The organism is Mesorhizobium sp. LNHC221B00 (assembly GCF_000502935.1).
Taxonomy (GTDB): Bacteria; Pseudomonadota; Alphaproteobacteria; order Rhizobiales; family Rhizobiaceae; genus Mesorhizobium; species Mesorhizobium opportunistum.
Map to the genome: position 1 here is coordinate 12,171 of NZ_AYWR01000007.1, position 19,560 is coordinate 31,730.

Here is a 19,560-nt window from a genome sequence, read left to right on the forward strand (position 1 = left end):
TGTTGCAGTCATCTTCAATGTTGACTAGTAAGGTCATGTTTCATACCACCGGGCACCTGCCTGCCGGGGCCAAATCCGGCGGCCGCACTGGAGAAGAGCCATGACGGTGGCTGGAACCGAGACTGCCTTTCAGATCGACGCGGTGCGTTTTGCCGTCGGCGAGCGGACGTTGCTCGGCCCGGTTTCGCTCGAACTGCAGCGCTCGCGCGTCTATGGGCTGATCGGCCACAACGGCTCTGGCAAATCGACGCTGATCAAGCTTCTGGCACGCCAGCAGCCGGCAAGTTCCGGCGCCATCACCTTCGCCAAACGGCCGCTGCCGCAATGGGGCGCGCGTGAGTTCGCCCGTGCACTTGCCTACCTGCCGCAGACGACGCCGGCGGCGACCGGCCTCACCGTGCGCGAGCTGGCGACGCTGGGGCGCTATCCCTGGCATGGCGCGCTCGGCCGCTTCGGTTCCGAGGACAGGCGGCATGTCGAGGAAGCGCTTGGCCTGACCGACATGGACGGTTTCGCCGACCGGCTGGTGGATGAATTGTCGGGCGGCGAGCGCCAGCGCGCCTGGCTTGCCATGCTGGTGGCGCAGAATGCCGGCGTCATGCTGCTCGACGAGCCGATCTCGGCGCTCGACATCGCCCATCAGGTCGAGGTGCTGGGGCTGGTCCGGGAGCTCAGCCGCAAGCGCGACCTCTGCGTCGTCGTAGTGCTGCACGATCCCAATATGGCGGCGCGCTATTGCGACGAACTGATCGCCTTGAAGGACGGCAAGCTGCTGACGCGCGGCACGCCCGGCGAAATCATGCGGGGCGACGTGCTGAAAGGCATTTTTGGCGTGGAGATGGGCGTGTTCGCGCACCCCGTCACCGGCCAACCCGTCGGCTACGTGCAGTAGGCCGAGGCGGCGGGAAACAGGAAGCGGCTCGCCGCTGTGAAAACAAGGAAGAGGCTCTTGTCGAGAAATGGTTTGTTGGCGGCGTTGGCCGCATCGGTGATCCTGTCGGCTGCCAGTGCAACGGCCCAGGAGCAACCGGCCGGCACCGCCCCCGATGCCGCCCCTGCTGTCGCGGCGCCCGTTGCACCAGCCGCGCCCGCCTCACCGGCGGCTGTCGCACCGGCCACGATGGCACCCGCGCAACAGCAGCCAGCTGGCGCGCCGAATGCGACAGCCGGATCTTCGGCGGCAATGGAGTTGACCTTGCCGCACGACCTGTCGCCATGGGGCATGTTCATGGCCGCCGACATTATCGTGAAAGGGGTGATGATCGGACTGGCCTTCGCGTCCCTCGTCACCTGGACGATATGGCTGGCGAAATCGCTGGAGATTCTTGGCGGCAAGCTGCGCATCAGCCGCGCCGTCCGCGCGATCGGCGATGCCGCAACGTTGAAGCAGGCGAGCCGCGCGCTCGATCGCAGTGGCGGTCCCGGCGCGCTCCTGGTGCGGGCGGCGGAGGAAGAGGCCGCGCTCTCGGCCGGCGCGCTCGACCATGTCTCGGGCGACGGGCTGAAGGAGCGGGTCACCTCGCGCCTGTCGCGCATCGAGGCGGCGGCATCGCGGCGCATGTCGCGCGGTACCGGCGTGCTGGCGACGATCGGCTCGACCGCGCCTTTCGTGGGCCTGTTCGGGACCGTCTGGGGCATCATGAATGCCTTCATCGGCATATCGCAGGCGCAGACCACCAATCTCGCCGTGGTCGCACCCGGCATCGCCGAAGCGCTGCTGGCCACCGCGATGGGGCTCGTCGCGGCGATACCGGCGGTCGTCATCTACAACGTCTTCGCGCGCTCGATAGCCGGCTACCGGCAGATACTGGCCGATGCGTCGGCCGGCGTCGAACGGCTGGTCAGCCGCGACCTGGATTTCCGCACTGTCGCGCCCGCGACGGCGATGGCGGCGGAGTAGCGGGAGCATAGTATGGGAAGCAGAATCCGCCAGACCATGGATGACGATCTCGAGGAAAGCCATGAGATCAACGTCACGCCGTTCATCGATGTCATCCTGGTGCTCCTGATCATCTTCATGGTCGCCGCACCGCTGGCGACCGTGGATGTCAATGTCGATCTGCCGGGATCGACCGCAACGCCCGCACCACGGCCGGAAACGCCGCTGTTCCTGACGTTGAAGGATGACCTGACGCTGGCGATCGGCAACGACACCGTGCCACGCCCGGTCTTCGCCGCGACGCTGGACGGCAAGACCAAGGGCGACAAGCAGAGGCGCATCTTCCTGCGCGCCGACAAGGCGGTCGCCTATGGCGACCTGATGGAAGCGATGAACCTGTTGCGCGGCGCCGGTTATCTGAAGATCGCGCTGGTCGGCCTGGAGACCGTGCCCGCGGCCGATGCGCCGGCACCCGCCGCCACCGGAGCGGCAGCGCCATGACACAAGCGGCCGCCATGCCCACGGCTGAGCTGTCGCGCCTTCGTTGGCGCGACCTTGGCTTGTGGGCAGGCGCAGCCGCGCTGGTGCTCGGCGCTCATGTCGCGGTCGCCTATGCGGTGCAGAGCTTCAGTCCGATCGAGACGGATGGCGGGCCGCCGCCGGCGCTGATGATAGAGATGTCGCCGATGGTGATCACGCCCGCGGTGCCGGAACAGGCCGCGATGCTGGATGCGGCGACACCCGACCGGACCGAGCCGATCGAGGAGACCAAAGCCGAGCCCGAGAAAGTGGTAGAGCGGCCGCAGCCGACCGAGCAGGCGGAAACGGCGCCTCCCGACGAGATCGAGCCGACAGAGACAAGCGAAGCGGAACCAGTCGACCGGCCGCCGTTGGGAGAGGTCGTTCCCGACGTCGTCGAGACGGTCGCGCCGGAGGTCGTCGTTCCGCTGCCGCAGCCAAAGCCGCTCGAGCAGCCCAAGGAAAAGAAACCGGTCTCAGTCAAAGCGAAAAAGCCGGTCGAAAAGCCCAAGCCACGGCCAAGAAAGGAAAAGGCGGAGCCGGCAAGGACGGTGGCCGCCGCAAGCGCGAACAGCAGGCCGGCGGCCAAGGCAGCCGCGCCGAAGTCGTCGGCCGGGTTTTCAGGTATCAGCCCGGCCAAGTGGGAGTCGCGGCTGAAGGCATGGATCAATCGGCACAAGCGCTATCCGAGCGCCGCGAAATCGAGGGGCTCGCAAGGCAATACCAACGTAACCTTCACGGTGGACGGATCCGGGCGGGTGATATCGGCACGTGTCGTGCGCTCATCCGGCGACGCCGAACTCGATCGGGCCGCGCTTGCCGTACTGCAGGGGGCCACCGTCCCGGCGCCACCACCGGAACTCGGATCGCGCGTCAGCCGCACGGCGCCTTTCGTGTTCAGTCTTCGGAACTGAAGCAATCCGGGAACTGAAGCAATCCGGGAACTGAAGCAATTCCGGGAAACTGATGCAATTCCGGGAAAAACCGGAGCCGGCTCTCTACCGAAGGCTCATCGACCGGCACAGCGCTTCGACCTGCTCCAGGTAGAAGCGGCATTTCGTGCGCAGGGTCGCGAGGTTCGGATCGCCGGGACCATTGATCTCGACGGTCTGCATCATGAAGTCGAAATGGGCATGGAAAGCATCCGCCGCGCCCCAGAGGCTGTCAGCTTGCCAGGTGTCGGCCACTGCCATGGAAATCAGTTGACGGGCTTCGCCGCGCGCGGCATCCGGCGATGCCGGCCGGCTGGAAATCAGCGCATGGAGCCGGCCAAAGACGCTTTCGCTGGCGTCGGCGGCCCTGATGGCGGCGATCATGTTCATTTGCGGGTCCCCTCAATTGTCTGCGTATGTTGGCAATCTCGGCTTCGGCCCGCTCGAACCAGTAGACCATTCCGGCATGGTCGGCGGCGGCCGTCTCAGGAGCGGCAGCAGGCCTTGTAGCGCACAAAGTGTCTCCCACCGGTTCGGCGACGAGCCCGCCGGTGCGCACAGGGCTGGCGAGTGCATCCGCTACGCTCTCCTTGGCTGCGCGTGGTTTTCCTTTGCACGCGACGGGGGATGCATCGGGTTGCCGCTGAGTTGCGCATGCCTTGCCGGCCGCGCGCCGCGCAGAACATCGAAGGCCTCGGCATAGGCCATGCCCAACAGATAAGAGATCATGGGAAAACGGCTTGCTTCGGCCATCTGCACCAGCTCATTGGTCATCGACGCGATATATTGCAGGCTATCGATCTCCGACTGACGTAGGGACTGATTTGCCACGTGGTGCTCCTGTCATATTGAGGCGGCTAATTAATTGACTGGCCCGCCGAATGCGGGCCTGGTTCCGGGGTCGAGAGGGTCAAGGCATAGATCGGTGCGTCGGTGAGGCGGTCGAGGCCAAGAAGACGCTTGATCGCCGTATGGCTGAGCGCGGCCGTGGGGCAGGCCGACAAACCGTGCCTGGTTGCCGCCAACATCATGTTCTGGCCGATATGGCCGGCTTCGATCAGCACGACGCGATAGGCGTTGGCATCCTCATATTTCCACATGGTGCGCTCGAGGCTGGCGCAAAGCAGGATGAGGCAAGGCATGGCATCCGCCCATTCCTGCCCGCCGACCAGTTCGGAGATCTTCGGCAGATGATTGGCCGAGATCCTGCCGAGATCGTGATCAGCGGCGGAATAGTGATAGACGCCAGGCTCCAGGCCCTCGACGCCCAGCGCGATCACATAGGCTTCATAGGGGTTTCGCGCGCCGCCAGAAGGGGTCATGCCCAGCGGCAGGGCGCCAACGCAATTGCTGGTTTCGCCGGTGATGCCCATGCCCGCGAACAGGCAGTCGGAAAGCTGTTTTGCAGTGATGGTGGGCGCGGCCGCCGTGCGATTGGTGCGGCGCTGCGCCATCAAGGCGAGGAGTTCATTGTCATCCAGTGCGCTTGGCAGCGCAATGGCGCCCGCGGCGTTCTTGAGCAGGAGATCGGGCTGCGCGACGTGACCGGCGCGTTCGATCTGCCGAGCCTCGGCCTGTTCGATGGTCATGAACTCCGAGTCCTGGACGCAGAAATGCATCAGCGCGGTCGGGAGCCCCCAGTTCCATTGCCCGGAGAATTGTGTCTCCTGCTCGGCCAGCGGCGAGCCGGCGGAGACCAGGGCGGAAAAATCAAGCAGTTGCGGGACGACGGCATTCAGCTCGGCCTTCGACCATCCGTAGGCACGCGCGATCTCCGCCGTGGAGGCCCATTCGTCCCAGGACGCGAGGAGGCCGATCACCTCGGGGCTGCATTCGAAGACACTTCTGGTCAGGAAATTGCAGGCCGTGACCTTGTTGGTCCCGGGGTAGAAGACAAGCGTTTTTGAAGAGCGCATTTTCATGATGCTGAATGCCGTTTGTGGAGGCGAGGCACTTTGTGGAAGCAAGGCACCGACAGGCCGACGGCCTGTCGGACACCGAGCGACTTCAGCGCTTGTTGTAGTGCATGCCCTGCGAGAAGAAGACCGTCTGCGTGCCTGCGGCGACCGTCAGCTTCGCATTGTTCACTTTCTTGGCCATTTTCGTCCCTTTCCCGACCCCAATGGGATCTGATGAGAGATCCCCACGACGGGATCCGCGAGAAGAAAGGTAAGGTCGAAAGAGTTAACAGTTTGTTAAAATTATAGTAAAGCCAATGTTGTCTGAAATATCTTTCTTGCCCGTAAAGTCTAAAAAATCGATTTTTCTCGGATATGGAGTAGCCTGCCGGCAACATACGCTTTTTCGGGGTATCCTTATTCTTATTTAGCGTAACCAGGAGACTGGTCTTGCCAGTCGCGGGCAAGGCTGACGACCAGCTGATCGATGGCCGGATCGTCAAACCCGACGACATGCGCCATGCGGATCGCATGCCGTGCCGGGATGCCGGACAAATCCTGCCGCATGATGACCGATACGAACGCCGGTCCGGCCTCGGTCAGAAGCATGGCCTTGCCGATCAGCACCGGTTCGGAGATGGGAGCCCATTGCACGGAGATCAGCGACGGTTCGCCGGTCTGGCGGCGGTTGACGCCGCTGAAATAGATCCAGTTCAGGCGCGAGATGGCCACGCCATAGTGGTTGCCGCGCGCCCGCGCCCAAGTCGAGCCACGGCGCTCCGACCATCCGGTGACCCTGCGGAACGTGACCAGTTCGGCCTCGCGGCGTACGAAGGTCACCGACCGCATCAACAGATCGGGACGGGCCGGAATCGAAAAATAGGTGAAATAGGTGCCTCCCGCGATCGATGGGGCGGGCGGGCGGATCATCTGTTTGAACAGGATTTCGGAAATCGGCGGCAGGCCGGCTACCGTGGGTTCGGGCGTACCCGGATCCCGGTACAGTTCGGGTTCGTTGATGCGGAAGTAGTCGCAAATCAGCTTGGCAGTGGCCTTGTTCGGAACGGTCTGCCCCTGCAGGTAACGTTCGAACTGCGTGCGGTTGATACCTAACTCACGGCATACCGCGCTAACGGAGGCATGATCCTTGCAGAGCCGTCTGAGATTTGCAGCGAGATTCTCGCGAATGGACACGTCTTTGCTTTCGCAGGCGAATTCTTCATTTCGATTCGGATTCCATATAGCGTCTTCGGGTCGCCACCACCGAAACGCCTTCTCACAACACACAGAAAAAACTGATTTGAAAACGTCAGTCTAATGGGGCGGCTTGCAAAAAAAATAGCGCCGATCCCGCAGCGGCCATCGCCATAAGTCCAATTGACAATCGTCTTGCCTTGGAAACCGCGGCAAATTGCCCATGGCCTTTTTTGGGGGCATCGGCGCTCGACCACCTCTTCCGCTTCGGAACTGCCAGGGCCCATGCCAAGACGCCTTGGCTCCAGCACAACAGAGAAGGCCTGTGAGCCAGTACAGGTCAGGAACACGCGGGGGTCGCCCGGCGTGGCGACCTTAGTCCTATTGTCGAACCCGTCAGGCCCTTGAATGGCTGTTGCCGGGGATGGCTGAGGAGATCGCCGCAGGGTTGCCCGTCAGGTTCATTGAGGCCGGCGCAGACGGGCGAACAGGCCACTCTTAGTACTTCGGTGGTCCCTTGTAGAGACACCAAAGCGGATACGCTACAAGACCGAGCAGGATTGCGATTAATCCACCCCAATAAATGAGCGGGTGTTGGATCCGATCTATGAGATAGATGCCACTGCCATAGATTGCCGCGATGCCTTTCCCCGTCCAAAGGGAGGCTGCCACGGCAATACCACCAATCAGTATCTCTGCGATGAGAATGACCTTGCTGATTGGTGAGTGCCGACTGCTTCCGGCCATATAGGTGTCCCCCCTGTCAGCGCCTATGCTTGCTATCGCAATTGCATAGGTGGCGCCAACGACTGGCGTCCGATGGTAGTTCAAATCAGGTCGCCTTTGGAGCGGCTCGCATGCAATCCATCGCTTATCATAGCCCGCGCTGGTTGCATCAGGGTTAAGCGGGCGGACAGTTCGGATGGCCGCCGAACTGGGTCGTCTCGGCATGATTGGAACAAAGGCTATGGGCGCACACCGGCGACATGGCACCGGCGATGGCCTGAAACGTGGGTCAAACGCGTGAGCCAAATTAAATTGGCTCTTTCGGCTATCTTATTGATTTTACTTGAAGATATTCCTTCAAAATTCCGCTGGTGGAGCTGAGGAGGATCGAACTCCTGACCTCGTCATTGCGAACGACGCGCTCTCCCAGCTGAGCTACAGCCCCGTCCAACGGATGGCGCATTTATCGGGCGTGGCGGTTTTCTGTCAAGGCGGCGTTTTGCCGAAATTATCGGCCGCTGGGTGTCAGGTCGCCGCCGATGGAAAGTGGCCTCGCCGGATTCGCATATTCGCCCATTCGTCGGCATCACGCTCTACGGGCTGATCGAGCGGGCATCAGCCTTTTGCCGATCATCCTCGCGCGGCGGCGTGAATCAAGCGGTGCGTCTCGACAGTCGCATCACGACGCCAGGGCTGTTCCCCTCCTGCCACCCGATGATGACGGCGCTGCACCGCTTGACCGACAGTTTGTGGAGGAGAAGCCAATTGGCGCCGCCGGTCACTTCACGGAAAAATCGACCGTTTCCTTCACAGTGCCGTCGACAGCGATCTGCACCTGATAGGTACCGACCGGCCAGCCGGCATCCGGCTTGGTCATCGAGGAGTCGACGTGGTTGTCGATCGCGCCGATTTCGAAGTTGACCTCGTCGATCTTGTAGTTCGCCGGCGCAACACCGCCGGAATCGACCGAAATCCAGCTCACGGTGAGCTTCGATCCCGAAGCCACCTCGTCCGTCAGGTCGGCGGAGAGGAAAATCTTCGCCGTGTCCGGTGAAAATGTCGCCTGCGTCTGCTCCGCATGCTCGGTGGCCGAAAGCACGATGTTTTGGAATCCTTCGGCCTGGGCCGGCAAGGCGAATGCCCCAACCGCCACCAAGGCGACTGTTCCCAACCGTACAATCATCGACCGAATGTGCATGCATTTTCCTTTGAAACAAATCGGGGTCTAGCCGACTCACGTCGCGCGTGCCCGCGGCCGGTTTGTAGAGCTTGGGGATTGGCTTTGTCCATGAAGCCTCGGTGCCGTGACCGGACCATTTTTGACACACCGGCATCGAGCCGAGCGAAAAACGGTCATGGTTCGGCATTGGCGCCCATGCAAAGCCAGCCCTTGCCCGTATCGCATGCAATGGCTACATGTCGGCAACAATTGGAGACCGGCATGCTCGCCCTCATTCAAACAATCGTCATGGCGCTCGACCTCTACTGGTGGGTCATCATCGCCTCGGCGATCTTTTCCTGGCTCTACGCCTTCAACGTCGTCAACTCGCGCAACCAGTTCGTCGGCAGCATCGGCAACATGCTCTACCGGCTGACCGAGCCGGCGCTGCGGCCGATCCGCCGCTTCATGCCGGACCTTGGCGGCATCGACATCTCGCCGATCATCCTGCTTTTGATCTTGTTCTTCCTCAGGCAGTTCATCCTCACCACGGTGGCGCCGCTGCTGCTTGGCGCCTGACGACCGCATGAGCGCGCCGTTCCGCATCCGCGACAACGGCATCGATCTGTTCGTGCGGCTGACGCCGAAATCTTCCGTGGACAGGCTCGAAGGCGTCGAAACGGCGGCGGACGGGCGAAGCCACCTGAAGGCGCGGGTCCGCGCCGTGCCGGAAAACGGCGCCGCCAATCAAGCACTGGAAAGACTGGCCGCCAAGACGCTGGGAGTGCCTGTTTCGGCCGTTTCGGTTGTCGCTGGCGGCACGGCCAGGCTGAAGACGCTGCGAATCTCAGGCGATCCCGAGGCGCTGTCACGGAGCATTGAAGCGCTCGGCGGCTGATCCAGGATCCACCGCTTGCGCGGCATGGAGACCCTTGATCTGTCTGCGGGACAGCGCCCCCTCTGTCCTGCCGGACATTCCCCCACGAGGGAGGAGATCGGCAGGCTCTCAATCGCCGAGCGGCAAACGCGGGTCGTCGACCTTCAGCGTGTTCACGCTCTGCTTGATGCGGCGCAAATTCTCCAGCACCTTCGGGCCGCGCGTCTCGGCCACCGATGTCACGAGCATGTCGACGATCGCCAGCAGCGCATAGCGCGATGATGTCGGCTTGTAGATGTTGCCGTCCTCGAGCGGCTGCAGATGGATGACCGTGTCGGCGACGTTGGACAGGGCAGAGTCCGGCGCGGTGATGGCGATGGTGGTGGCGCCATATTGCTGGGCGACCTGTACCGCTTCGATGACCGAACGCGCATAGCCTGAGACGGAAAAGGCGACCAGCGTGGTTTCGGGCGTGGCAACGGCGGCGTACATGCGCTGCAGCTGGCCGTCGATCTGCGCCAGCACTGGCAGGCCGAGCCGGAACAGCCGGTTCTGCATCTCGGTCGCCATCATCGAGGAGATGCCGCCGGAGCCGATGCACAGAACGTTGCCCGACGTCGCAAGCCGCTCGGCGACGGCGACCAGAGTCGTCATGTCGAGGTTCTCGCTGGCGCGCTGGATGGCAGAAATCGCCGCTTCGGTGATGGCGGAAGCGATGCGCTGCTCGCGCGCGTCGCGGCTCAGCGGCTCGGGCGAAAGATACTGGCCGCCGATGGCGATCGCCTGCGCCAGGTAGAACTTGAAATCGCGCAGGCCCTCGCAGCCGAGATTGCGGCAGAAGCGGGTCACCGTCGGTTCGCTGACGCCGACGCGTCCGGCGATCTCCGAAATCGCCGCCTTGGAGGCGAAGTCGAGATCGGACAGTACCAGGCCGGCCAGCCGGCGGTCCGACTTGGTGCCGTCCTGCGATATCAGCTGCAGCCGCGTGATGATGTCGGCCGGCGTCTTCATGCGCGTGTATTCGTCATTGGCGCTTCCGTCGTCATCTCAGCGGCAGGCCGGTCGCGGTGTCGAACAGATGAATTTTGCCGGGATCGACGGAGACCGGCAGCAGATCGCCAGGCCTGACCGGCACCCGGTCGCGGAACACGGCACGCACCGCGTCGACACCTATGGAACCATAGACATGGGTCTCGGAGCCGGTCGGCTCGACGACATCCACCTTCAGCGCCATGGCGTCCGCCGTTTCACCGATCATGAAGTGCTCGGGCCGGATGCCAGCCTCGACCGCGCTGCCGGCCGGCAGCGGGTTGCCGGCAAGCGCAAGCCGGCCGCCGCCGATCGACTCGAACCAGGTCCTCTCAGGCGTCGTCTTGAGGGCCCCGGAGACAAAGCTCATCGACGGGGAGCCAAGGAAGCCGGCGACGAACTTGTTGGCCGGCCTGTCGTAGAGTTCGAGCGGCGCCCCGACCTGCTGGATCCGGCCGCGGTCCATCACGACGATGCGGTCGGCCATGGTCATGGCCTCGATCTGGTCGTGGGTGACGTAGACGATGGTCGATTTCAGCCGCTGGTGCAGCGCCTTGATCTCGACGCGCATCTGCACGCGCAACTGCGCATCGAGATTGGACAGCGGTTCGTCGAACAGAAACACCGACGGCTCGCGCACGATGGCGCGGCCCATGGCGACGCGCTGGCGCTGGCCGCCCGACAATTGCCGGGGGTAGCGGTCGAGGTAAGAGAACAGGTTGAGGACGCCGGAGGCCTTCTTGACCTTGTCGTCGATGGCCGTGCGCGTCTCGCCGCGGATCTTCGGGCCGAAGCCGATGTTGTCGGAGGCCTTGAGATGCGGAAACAGCGCGTAGGACTGGAACACCATGGCGATGTTGCGCTGCTGCGGCGGCAAGTCGTTGGCACGCACGCCGCCGATCAAAAGGTCACCGGAGGTGATCGTCTCCAGGCCGGCCAGCATGCGCAGCAAGGTCGACTTGCCGCAGCCGGATGGGCCGACCAGCACCACGAACTCGCCGCTCTTGATATCGAGGCTTATGTTCTCGAGGATCTTGTGCTGGCCGAAGGACTTCGACAGGTCGCGAAACTCGACGTCGGTCATGGTCACGCTCCCAATATGTCGTCGATGAAGGGCAGGCAGCCGGCGGTCAGTCCGGCATCCACGGGCATCACCACGCCTGTTATGCCCGATGCGCGGTCCGAGGCAAGGAAGGCCACTGCTTCGGCCACTTCCGAAGCGTTGACGATGCGGCCGAGCGGGTAGAGCCGCTGCAATTTGCCGAGGATCTCCGGATCCTTGGCAAGGCGATGGTCCCAGGCGGCGGTACGGATCGATCCCGGGCAGACGACATTGGCGCGCACGCCGCTGCGGCCAAGCTCGACCGCGATCGATTTGGCATAGGCGTTGATGCCGGCTTTGGCGGCGGCGTAGGCGGGATTGCCGAAATGCGCGATGGCGTTGACCGAGGAGATGAAGACGACACTGCCCGAACCGCGCGCGGCCATTGCCTTGGCAATGGGGTCGGCGAACATCATCACCCCGGTCAGGTTCAGGTCGAGCTCATGCTCGATCTTGTCCGCCGTCAGCGCTTTCAGCGTTTCGGCACGTGTCCAGCCGGCATTGTTGATCAGGATGTCAGGTACGCCATCCCTGTCGAGCAAGGCAGCGATGGCCTTCTCCACCGACGCCCGGTCGAGAAGATTGAAAACATGGCGCGAGGCAAGGTGCGGGCTGGCCAGCGCCTCGTCGGACTGGTCGCAGCCGACCACCCGCGCGCCCCGCTCGGCCAGCAGTGCGACGATCGCCGAGCCAAGGCCACCGCCGGCGCCCGTGACAACGACAGTGCGGCCCTCGAATTCGGCTTTCGAAACCACGGCGCTTGCTCCTCCCGCAGGTCAGGCAGATGCCGGCAGGCTAATGAAGGGAATGTAATTAAGCAACATACTAATCCTCTTGCATGCGGCCAATTCATCGATAATGTAGGAAAGTCACATAAATCTTGCGCCAGCGATCAGGCTCAAGGAGCGCATAGGCGCGGACAAAATGGGAGAGATCAGATGAACCTTGCGAAATGGACTGTCGGCCTGATGGCCGGAATGAGCATGCTGGCCTTCGCGGCGCAGGCGAATGCGGGCGAGGTACGGGTCACCGTTGCCGAATACAGCGCCAAGACCGGCCCCTATTTCGAGGAAGTGAAGAAGGAATTCGAGGCGAAGAACCCCGGCATCACCGTCAAGTTCGAGGTCGTGCCGTGGGATGTGCTCTTGCAGAAGCTGACCACCGACATCACCGCCGGCACAAACGCCGATCTGTCGATCATCGGCACGCGCTGGCTGATCGACTTCGTCCAGCAGGACGTCGCCGAGCCGCTCGACGGCTACATCAAGCCCGAATTCAAGGACCGCTTCATCGACACGTTCCTGTCGCCCTCGATCATGAACGGCAAGACCTACGGCCTGCCGATCGCAGCCTCGGCGCGCGCCATGTATTACAACAAGGAACTGTTCGAGAAGGCCGGCATCGCCAAGCCGCCGGCAACCTGGACCGAGCTGCAGGAAGACGCCCGCAAGATCAAGGCGCTGGGATCCGGCACCTTCGGGTTCGGGCTGCAGGGCAAGGAGATCGAGACCGACGTCTATTACTACTACGCGATGTGGTCGCAAGGCACAGAGATCCTCAACAAGGACGGCACGTCGGGCCTTGGCACGCCGGGCGCGCTCGAAGCCGCCAAGCTCTACAAGTCGATGATCGACGAGGGGCTGACGGAACCGGGCGTCACCTCCAACAACCGCGAGGACGTGCAGAACCTGTTCAAGCAAGGCAAGGTCGGCATGATGATCACCGCGCCCTTCCTGTCCAACCAGATCAAGGACGAGGCGCCGACGCTGAAATACGGCGTCGCCGCCATTCCGGCTGGTCCGACCGGCGCACGCGGCACCTATGGCGTCACCGATTCCATGATCATGTTCAAGAACTCCAAGAACAAGGACGAGGCCTGGAAGCTGATGGACTTCCTGTTCACCACGGAGCAGCGCGCCAAGTTCACGCAAGGCGAGGGCTTCCTACCGGTGAACAAGGAAGAGGCCAAGATGGATTACTTCGTCAACAACGCCGATCTGGCCGCCTTCACCGCGCTCCTGCCCGACGCCCGCTTCGCGCCGGTCATCCCGGGTTGGGAAGAAGTCGCCCAGATCACGTCGGACGCCATGCAGAAGATCTATCTCGGCGGCGACCCCGAGGCAGGCCTGAAGGACGCGGCGGCGAAGGCCAATGCAGTGTTGAAGAAGTAGGGGCAGTGCTGAAGAAGTAGGGGCAGTGCTGAAGAAATAGGGCCTGCTGAAGGAATAGGGCGTATCTCCCTGCGCCCGTGGCGCGCCCCAGACTCAGGCGGGGCGCGCCACTCAATCTTCAGCAGAAAAATCGTCTACGTCGGTGCCGCCCCAACCAGGCTCCTTTCCTCTCCCTCCGGAGGGGGGAGAGGTGGCTCGGCGAAGCCGAGACGGAGTGGGGAAACCACCTGCACTCCGTCACGGACATAGGAAGAGCACCAGGCACAAGCATCGTCTTGCCTTGCGCCCAGGGGTCGCCCCCCACTCCGTCGAGCTTCGCTCGACACCTCTCCCCCGGTCGACGGGGAGAGGAAGGGCTCCCTTCCGCAACTGCCGCGGAGGACGGGCAGCAGATGAGGGCGGCGCTTGCGGTTGCAAGCAATCCCGAAGCGGTGTCCTGAAAGAACGAGGCCGGACCAAGTCAATCTGTTAAGCCAGCGAAATCCAATCTCCCCGCAAGGCGGTAAAAACCAGCCGATGCAAAATCGCTTCCTGCCCTATCTCCTGACCTTGCCCAGCCTGTTCCTGGCGGCGGTCGTCATCTTCTGGCCGGTCTGGGACCTGATCCAGATCTCGACGCATGACGTCAGCCGCTTTGGCCAGTTGCGCGATTTCTCGGGCCTGACCAATTTTGCCGCGCTCACCGCCGATCCCGATTTCATCGCCGCGCTCTGGCGCACGGGGCTGTGGACCGTGCTGGTGGTTGGCGGGGCGCTGTTGCTGTCGGTTCCGGTGGCGATGATCCTCAATACCGATTTCTATGGCCGCGGCATCGCCCGCGTCATCATCATGCTGCCCTGGGCGGTATCGTTGACCATGACGGCGGTGGTCTGGCGCTGGGCGCTGAGCGGTGAAAGCGGCATGCTGAATTCGGCGCTGATAGGGCTCGGCCTGATCGACCACAACATCCAGTGGCTGGCGCAGGCCGAGACCGCCTTTCCGATGCAGGTGCTGATCGGCATACTGGTGACGGTGCCGTTCACGACGACGATCTTCCTCGGCGGGTTGTCGTCGATATCAGACGATCTCTACGAGGCGGCGGCTCTCGAAGGAGCGACACCCCTGCAGCAGTTCCGCGAGATCACCTTTCCGCTGTTGAAGCCGTTCATCAACATTGCCATCGTGCTCAACACCATCTACGTCTTCAATTCCTTCCCGATCATCTGGGTGATGACGCAAGGCGGGCCGGCGAACTCGACCGACATCCTGGTCACCCATCTCTACAAACTTGCCTTCCGCATCGGCAAGCTGGGCGAGGCCTCCGCCGTGTCGCTGGTGATGTTCGCCATATTGCTCATCTTCACCATGATCTATGTGCGGCTGGCCATGCGGGAGCAGCGCGCATGACGAGTAAACTCAAACGCACCGTCATTGCATGGCTGCTGCTGGCGCCCTTGATCGTGGTGACGATCTTTCCCTTCGCGGTGATGTTCCTGACCGCGGTCAAGCCGCGGCAGGAGGTGCTGTCGCCGACATGGTGGCCGAGCGAGTTCCGCTGGTCGAATTTCTCCGACATGTGGGTAGCGACCGGCTTCGGCCAGGCGCTGGCCAATTCGCTCTACGTCTCGGTCATCGCCACGGTCGGCGCGATCCTGATCTCGGTGCCGGCGGCCTATGCCATGTCGCGCTTCCGCTTTGCCGGTTACGGCGCCTTCCGTCAGTTCCTGCTGATCTCGCAGATGATCTCGCCGATCGTGCTGGTGCTCGGCCTGTTCCGGCTGATGGCCGCCTGGGGGCTGGTCGAATCGACGACGGCGCTCGGCTTCATCTACATGGCCTTCAATGTCGCCTTCACGGTCTGGATGCTGCAGAGCTATTTCGACACGATTCCGCGCGATCTCGAGGAGGCGGCCTGGATGGAGGGTGCCGGCCGCTGGCTGACCTTGCGCAAAGTGTTCCTGCCGCTCTGCCTGCCGGCAATCGCGGTGACCGCCATCTTCACCTTCATCAACGCCTGGAATGAGTTCGTCGTCGCGCTCACCATGCTGCGCAGCCAGGAAAGCTACACGCTGCCGATCCAGGTGTTCTCGCTGGTCGCCGGCCGCTACACGATCGAGTGGCATCACGTCATGGCCGCCACGCTGCTGGCGACCCTGCCGGTGGCGATCCTGTTCATCTGGCTGCAGCGCTACCTGGTTCGTGGGCTGGCGCTCGGGGCCGTTAAATAGCAATCCCAGCAATTCCAGGAAAAGTGTGCAGCGGTTTTCCGTCCGGAATTGCGAAAAACAAAAAGTCCATCCCTGGAGCTTCCATGCGCATCTTCACCGCCTCGCTGGCGACGGAAACCAACACCTTCTCGCCGGTGCCGACAGACCGGGCCTCGTTCGAGATGGCCTTCTATGCCGGGCCGGGCAAGCATCCGGAGACGCCGACGCTGTGCTCATCGCCGATCGTCGCCTTGCGCCGGCGCGCGGCCTCCGAGGGGCTGACCGTGATCGAAGGCACCGCCACCTGGGCCGAGCCCGGCGGCTTGGTGCAGCGGCAGACCTATGAGGCATTGCGCGACGAGATTCTCGGTCAGCTCAAGGCGGCGCTGCCGGTCGATGCGGTCATCCTCGGACTGCACGGCGCCATGGTGGCGCAAGGTTACGATGATTGCGAAGGCGATCTGCTGGAAAATGTGCGGGCGATGGTCGGGCCTGACGTGGTGATCGCCTCCGAGTTCGATCCGCACAGCCATCTGACGCCCAAGCGCGTGGCGGCCTCCAACATCATGGCCTATTTCCTCGAATTCCCGCACACAGACTTTTACGAGCGCGGCGAGCATGTCGTCGAGCTTGGGCTGGCGGCGGCGCGCGGCGAGATCGAGCCGGTCATCTCGACCTTCGACTGCCGCATGATCCAGGTTTTGCCGACCAGTCGCGAGCCGATGCGGTCCTTCGTCGACCGCATCAAGGCGCTGCACGGCAAGGATGGCGTGCTGTCGGTCTCGGTCATCCACGGTTTCATGGCGGCGGATGTTCCCGAAATGGGCACGCGCATCCTGGTGGTCACCGACAATGACAAGGAAAAGGGCGACGCGCTGGCGGAACGGCTGGGGCGGGAACTCTATGCCATGCGCGAGAAGACGGCGATGACGATGCTTGATACGGCCGACGGCATCGATCGCGCCTTGGCCGTGCGGGCCGAAAGACAGGACAGGCCGGTGGTCATCGCCGACATCTGGGACAATCCCGGCGGCGGCGTTGCCGGCGATGGCACCGTCGTGCTGCGCACCATGCTGGAACGCGGCTTGAAGAATGTCGGCGTGGCGACGATCTGGGATCCGATCGCGGTGACCTTCTGCCAGGCTGCGGGCGAAGGCGCCGTCATCGACCTGCGCTTCGGCGGCAAGGCTGGGCCCTTGGCGGGCGAGCCGATCGACGCGCGCGTCAAGGTGCTGAAGGCGGTTCCGGAGGGATGGCAGAGTTTCGGCCCAAGCCGGGTGACGCTCGGACCGGCCGCACTCATCCGCATCGAAGGCACCGAGGTCGACATCATCCTCAACACCAACCGCACGCAAACCTTCGAGCCGGACATTTTTTCCAACATCGGTGTCGATCCGATGAGCAAGGACGTGCTGCTGATCAAGTCGACCAACCATTTCTACGCCGGCTTCGAGCCGATCGCCGCCGAGATCATCTATGTCTCGGCGCCGAGTTCGTATCCCAGCAATCCGGCGGTGACCGATTACAAGAAGCTGACGCGGCCGGTGTGGCCAAGGGTGGCTGATCCTTGGAAGGCATAGGTTCTTCCTTCTCCCCTTGAGGGAGAAGGTGGCCTCGCGAAGCGAGGTCGGATGAGGGGTGTTCCAGCNCGCCTCACTCCGCTGGAACACCCCTCATCCGTCTCGGCGCTGCGCGCCGATCCACCTTCTCCCACAGGGGGAGAAGGAAAGACGCTACACCAAACCCCGCTTCACCATCATCGCTTCAGGCGAAGGCATCTTGCCGCGGAACGCCGTGTAAAGCTCTTCCGGGTCCTTCGAGCCGCCGGCGGCGTAGATGTTTTTCCGCAGCCGCTCGGCGAGCGCCGGGTTGAAAGGGTCACCAGTCTCCTCGAAGGCGGCAAAAGCATCGGCGTCGAGCACCTCGGACCACATGTAGGAATAGTAGCCGGCCGAATAGCCTTCGCCGGCGAAGACATGGCCGAAATGCGGGGTGCGGTGGCGCATCGCGATGGTGTCCGGCATGTCAAGCTTCTCCAACGTTTCGGCTTCGAAACGAAGCGGCTCCGCCGGGGCATCGGGCCGGGCGTGATAGGCCATGTCCATCAAGGCCGAGGCGGTGAATTCGACGGTAGCGAAGCCGGCGCCGAAGGTGCGCGCGGCCAGCATCTTGTCGAGCAGCGCCTTCGGCATCGGCTTGCCGGTCTTGACATGCAGCGCGTGCTTTTCCAGCACCGCCGGCACCGTCAGCCAATGCTCGTAAAGCTGCGAGGGCAGTTCGACGAAATCCCGGCTGACCGACGTGCCGGATACCGACGGCCAGGTGACGTCGGTCAGCATACCGTGCAGCGCATGGCCGAATTCGTGGAACAGCGTCTTCGCCTCGTCGACCGACAGCAATGCCGCCTCGCCAGCTGGCGGCTTGGCGAAGTTCATGATGTTGTAGATCACCGGCTTCGAGCCGTGGCCGAGCCGGTAGCCGGACTTCAGCGCGCTCATCCAGGCGCCGGAACGCTTCGAGGGCCGCGCGAAATAATCGGCGAGGAACAGGCCGCGCTCGCTGCCATCGGCATTCTTCACCACGAAGACACGCGCGTCCGGGTGCCAGGCGGCAATGCCCTTCTTCTCCTCGAAGGTGATGCCGAACAGTCTTTTCGCCACGTCGAAGCAGGCGTCGATGATGCGGTCAAGCTGCAGATAAGGCTTCAGTTCGGCCTCGTCGAAAGCGAACTTTTCGGCGCGCAGCTTCTCCTGGTAGAAGCGCCAGTCCCAGGCGGCGAATTTCTCGTTGCTGCCGGCTTCCGCCGCCAGCCGCTGCAGCTCGGTCTGGTCGGCGGCGGCCTTTTCCAGCGCCTTCTCCCAGACAGGATCGAGCAGCGCGTGCACCGCCTTCGGCGTCTTGGCCATGGTGTCGTCGAGCTTCAGCGCGGCGAAGGAGGCGTAGCCGAGTAGCCCGGCCTTTTCGGCGCGCAGCTTCAGCATGTCGCGCACCACGGATGTATTGTCGGTGGCGCCGCCGTTCTGGCCGCGCATGGTGAAGGCGCGGAAGGCGATCTCGCGCAGGTCGCGGCGTTCCGAGAAGGTCGTGAACGGCTCATAGATCGAGCGCGACAGGGTGACGGCGTAGCGGCCTTTCTGGCCGCGCATCTCGGCGGCTTCCGCCATGGCGCTCTTCAGGAAATCCGGCAGGCCGGCAAGGTCGGCCTCGTCGAGGAACAGCGCCCAGTCACGCTCGTCGGCCAGCATGTTCTGGCCGAAAGTCGTGCCGAGCGAGGACAGTTCCTCGCTGATCGCCGCCAGCCGCTTCTTGCCCTCGGCGTCGAGCCTGGCGCCGGAGCGGACGAAGCCTTTCCAGGTCTTTTCCAGGACCCGCAGGGTTTCGGCGTCGAGCTTGAGGCTCTCGCGGCGCTGGTAGAGGTCGTCGATGCGGGCAAACAGCCTCTCGTTCATCGAGATCGCCGAGAAGTGCCTGGACATCTTCGGCGAGATGTCGCGCTCCAGCGCCTGGATCGCCTCGTTGGTGTGGGCGCCGGCCCGGCACCAGAAGATCGACGAGACGTGATCGAGCGCCTCGCCGCCGAGTTCCAGCGCGGCAAGCGTGTTCTCGATGGTCGGCGCCTCCTTGTTGCCGGCGATCGCTTCGATCTCCGCCTCATGCGCCTTCAGCGCGGCGTCGAAGACCGGGGAAAAATCGCCGTCACCGATATGGGCAAAATCGGGCAGGCCAAGCGGCCCTTGCCACGCGGTCAGCGGATGAGCGGCGAGATCGACGGTTTTCGTGGAGGGCATGGAGGGTCTTTCGCTGGTGGTGGCAAGTGGGGGGTGGCAGGGGTCGGTGTCACCGATGTAGGGCGTGGCATTCGGCCCCGCAATATGGCAGTCGGCCGCC

Annotated in this window: 19 protein-coding genes and 1 tRNA gene; 10 read left to right on the plus strand and 10 right to left on the minus strand. The window is 63.2% G+C overall.

The window, feature by feature from the left end:
- The first annotated feature begins 100 nt into the window (after positions 1-100).
- The 4 genes from X741_RS155320 to X741_RS155305 are packed head-to-tail and all read left to right on the plus strand — an operon-like array spanning position 101 to position 3,312.
- Positions 101-892 carry an ATP-binding cassette domain-containing protein gene (locus X741_RS155320; protein WP_023777526.1) on the plus strand — a complete coding sequence of 264 codons (792 nt, stop codon included), beginning with the start codon at positions 101-103 and terminating at the stop codon, positions 890-892.
- A 57-nt stretch (positions 893-949) separates the two neighbouring features.
- Positions 950-1,900, plus strand: a complete 951-nt coding sequence (exbB, locus tag X741_RS155315) for a tonB-system energizer ExbB (RefSeq protein WP_023777527.1) — start codon at positions 950-952, stop codon at positions 1,898-1,900.
- Positions 1,901-1,912: 12 nt separating this feature from the next.
- Positions 1,913-2,380, plus strand: a complete 468-nt coding sequence (gene exbD, locus X741_RS155310) for a TonB system transport protein ExbD (protein WP_023777528.1) — start codon at positions 1,913-1,915, stop codon at positions 2,378-2,380.
- Positions 2,377-3,312, plus strand: a complete 936-nt coding sequence (locus tag X741_RS155305) for an energy transducer TonB (protein ID WP_023777529.1) — start codon at positions 2,377-2,379, stop codon at positions 3,310-3,312. Before exbD ends, X741_RS155305 begins: the two co-directional genes overlap by 4 nt.
- An 84-nt stretch (positions 3,313-3,396) precedes the next feature.
- Here X741_RS155305 and X741_RS155300 read toward each other — a convergent pair whose 3' ends face one another.
- From X741_RS155300 to X741_RS155270, 6 genes are all read right to left on the minus strand, one after another.
- Positions 3,397-3,720, minus strand: a complete 324-nt coding sequence (locus X741_RS155300) for a hypothetical protein (RefSeq protein ID WP_023765987.1) — start codon at positions 3,718-3,720, stop codon at positions 3,397-3,399.
- Between the two features lie 189 nt (positions 3,721-3,909).
- The gene (locus X741_RS155295; protein ID WP_023777530.1) at positions 3,910-4,161 is read right to left on the minus strand and encodes a hypothetical protein; all 252 of its coding nucleotides are present in this window, start codon (positions 4,159-4,161) and stop codon (positions 3,910-3,912) included.
- Positions 4,162-4,187: 26 nt separating this feature from the next.
- Positions 4,188-5,246 carry a SagB/ThcOx family dehydrogenase gene (locus X741_RS155290; protein ID WP_245272691.1) on the minus strand — a complete coding sequence of 353 codons (1,059 nt, stop codon included), beginning with the start codon at positions 5,244-5,246 and terminating at the stop codon, positions 4,188-4,190.
- A 405-nt stretch (positions 5,247-5,651) separates the two neighbouring features.
- Positions 5,652-6,422, minus strand: coding sequence for a helix-turn-helix transcriptional regulator (locus X741_RS155285; RefSeq protein ID WP_023765990.1), 771 nt, complete (start codon positions 6,420-6,422; stop codon positions 5,652-5,654).
- 1,095 nt (positions 6,423-7,517) lie between these two features.
- Positions 7,518-7,593, minus strand: a tRNA-Ala gene (locus X741_RS155275).
- 333 nt (positions 7,594-7,926) lie between these two features.
- On the minus strand, positions 7,927-8,346 hold the full coding sequence (locus X741_RS155270; protein ID WP_023777534.1) for a hypothetical protein: 420 nt from the start codon (positions 8,344-8,346) through the stop codon (positions 7,927-7,929).
- A gap of 243 nt (positions 8,347-8,589) precedes the next feature.
- On the opposite strand from X741_RS155270, the gene X741_RS155265 reads away from it, so the two are divergent.
- Both X741_RS155265 and X741_RS155260 read left to right on the plus strand, forming a co-directional pair.
- Positions 8,590-8,886 carry a YggT family protein gene (locus tag X741_RS155265; protein WP_013892367.1) on the plus strand — a complete coding sequence of 99 codons (297 nt, stop codon included), beginning with the start codon at positions 8,590-8,592 and terminating at the stop codon, positions 8,884-8,886.
- 7 nt (positions 8,887-8,893) lie between these two features.
- Positions 8,894-9,205: a DUF167 family protein gene (locus tag X741_RS155260; protein ID WP_023777535.1), complete on the plus strand. Its 312-nt coding sequence runs from the start codon at positions 8,894-8,896 to the stop codon at positions 9,203-9,205.
- Between the two features lie 108 nt (positions 9,206-9,313).
- On the opposite strand, the gene X741_RS155255 is transcribed toward X741_RS155260, so the two are convergent.
- From X741_RS155255 to X741_RS155245, 3 genes are read right to left on the minus strand one after another with little or no spacing between them, the layout of a single operon-like run.
- Entirely contained in the window at positions 9,314-10,195 is an 882-nt protein-coding gene (locus X741_RS155255) for a MurR/RpiR family transcriptional regulator (protein WP_023777536.1), read from the minus strand.
- 31 nt (positions 10,196-10,226) lie between these two features.
- Complete coding sequence (locus tag X741_RS155250) at positions 10,227-11,297, minus strand: ABC transporter ATP-binding protein (protein ID WP_023777537.1); 1,071 nt, start codon at positions 11,295-11,297, stop codon at positions 10,227-10,229.
- A 2-nt stretch (positions 11,298-11,299) separates the two neighbouring features.
- Positions 11,300-12,070, minus strand: coding sequence for an SDR family oxidoreductase (locus X741_RS155245; RefSeq protein WP_023777538.1), 771 nt, complete (start codon positions 12,068-12,070; stop codon positions 11,300-11,302).
- Between the two features lie 183 nt (positions 12,071-12,253).
- Here X741_RS155245 and X741_RS155240 point away from each other — a divergent pair, with 183 nt between their 5' ends.
- The 4 genes from X741_RS155240 to X741_RS155225 all read left to right on the plus strand — a co-directional run bounded on the left by X741_RS155240 (position 12,254) and on the right by X741_RS155225 (position 17,252).
- A complete protein-coding gene (locus tag X741_RS155240) occupies positions 12,254-13,486 on the plus strand; it encodes a sugar ABC transporter substrate-binding protein (RefSeq protein ID WP_023777539.1) in 1,233 nt (410 codons plus the stop codon).
- Positions 13,487-14,002: 516 nt separating this feature from the next.
- Positions 14,003-14,872: a sugar ABC transporter permease gene (locus X741_RS155235; RefSeq protein ID WP_023765997.1), complete on the plus strand. Its 870-nt coding sequence runs from the start codon at positions 14,003-14,005 to the stop codon at positions 14,870-14,872.
- Entirely contained in the window at positions 14,869-15,693 is an 825-nt protein-coding gene (locus tag X741_RS155230) for a carbohydrate ABC transporter permease (RefSeq protein WP_013892374.1), read from the plus strand. The genes X741_RS155235 and X741_RS155230 overlap by 4 nt, the downstream gene beginning before the upstream one ends.
- A gap of 83 nt (positions 15,694-15,776) precedes the next feature.
- Positions 15,777-17,252: a M81 family metallopeptidase gene (locus X741_RS155225; RefSeq protein WP_023777540.1), complete on the plus strand. Its 1,476-nt coding sequence runs from the start codon at positions 15,777-15,779 to the stop codon at positions 17,250-17,252.
- 153 nt (positions 17,253-17,405) lie between these two features.
- Here X741_RS155225 and X741_RS155220 read toward each other — a convergent pair whose 3' ends face one another.
- A complete protein-coding gene (locus X741_RS155220) occupies positions 17,406-19,460 on the minus strand; it encodes a M3 family metallopeptidase (RefSeq protein WP_023777541.1) in 2,055 nt (684 codons plus the stop codon).
- Between the last annotated feature and the right edge of the window lie 100 nt (positions 19,461-19,560).

Bases quoted from the DNA above. Each gene is read 5' to 3' on its own strand.
- X741_RS155320 (WP_023777526.1), top strand. From the start codon at position 101: ATGACGGTGGCTGGAACCGAGACTGCCTTTCAGATCGACGCGGTGCGT.
- exbD (WP_023777528.1), top strand. From the start codon at position 1,913: ATGGGAAGCAGAATCCGCCAGACCATGGATGACGATCTCGAGGAAAGC.
- X741_RS155305 (WP_023777529.1), top strand. From the start codon at position 2,377: ATGACACAAGCGGCCGCCATGCCCACGGCTGAGCTGTCGCGCCTTCGT.
- X741_RS155300 (WP_023765987.1), bottom strand. From the start codon at position 3,720: ATGAACATGATCGCCGCCATCAGGGCCGCCGACGCCAGCGAAAGCGTC.
- X741_RS155290 (WP_245272691.1), bottom strand. From the start codon at position 5,246: ATGCGCTCTTCAAAAACGCTTGTCTTCTACCCCGGGACCAACAAGGTC.
- X741_RS155270 (WP_023777534.1), bottom strand. From the start codon at position 8,346: ATGCACATTCGGTCGATGATTGTACGGTTGGGAACAGTCGCCTTGGTG.
- X741_RS155265 (WP_013892367.1), top strand. From the start codon at position 8,590: ATGCTCGCCCTCATTCAAACAATCGTCATGGCGCTCGACCTCTACTGG.
- X741_RS155260 (WP_023777535.1), top strand. From the start codon at position 8,894: ATGAGCGCGCCGTTCCGCATCCGCGACAACGGCATCGATCTGTTCGTG.
- X741_RS155255 (WP_023777536.1), bottom strand. From the start codon at position 10,195: ATGAAGACGCCGGCCGACATCATCACGCGGCTGCAGCTGATATCGCAG.
- X741_RS155250 (WP_023777537.1), bottom strand. From the start codon at position 11,297: ATGACCGACGTCGAGTTTCGCGACCTGTCGAAGTCCTTCGGCCAGCAC.
- X741_RS155240 (WP_023777539.1), top strand. From the start codon at position 12,254: ATGAACCTTGCGAAATGGACTGTCGGCCTGATGGCCGGAATGAGCATG.
- X741_RS155235 (WP_023765997.1), top strand. From the start codon at position 14,003: ATGCAAAATCGCTTCCTGCCCTATCTCCTGACCTTGCCCAGCCTGTTC.
- X741_RS155230 (WP_013892374.1), top strand. From the start codon at position 14,869: ATGACGAGTAAACTCAAACGCACCGTCATTGCATGGCTGCTGCTGGCG.
- X741_RS155225 (WP_023777540.1), top strand. From the start codon at position 15,777: ATGCGCATCTTCACCGCCTCGCTGGCGACGGAAACCAACACCTTCTCG.
- X741_RS155220 (WP_023777541.1), bottom strand. From the start codon at position 19,460: ATGCCCTCCACGAAAACCGTCGATCTCGCCGCTCATCCGCTGACCGCG.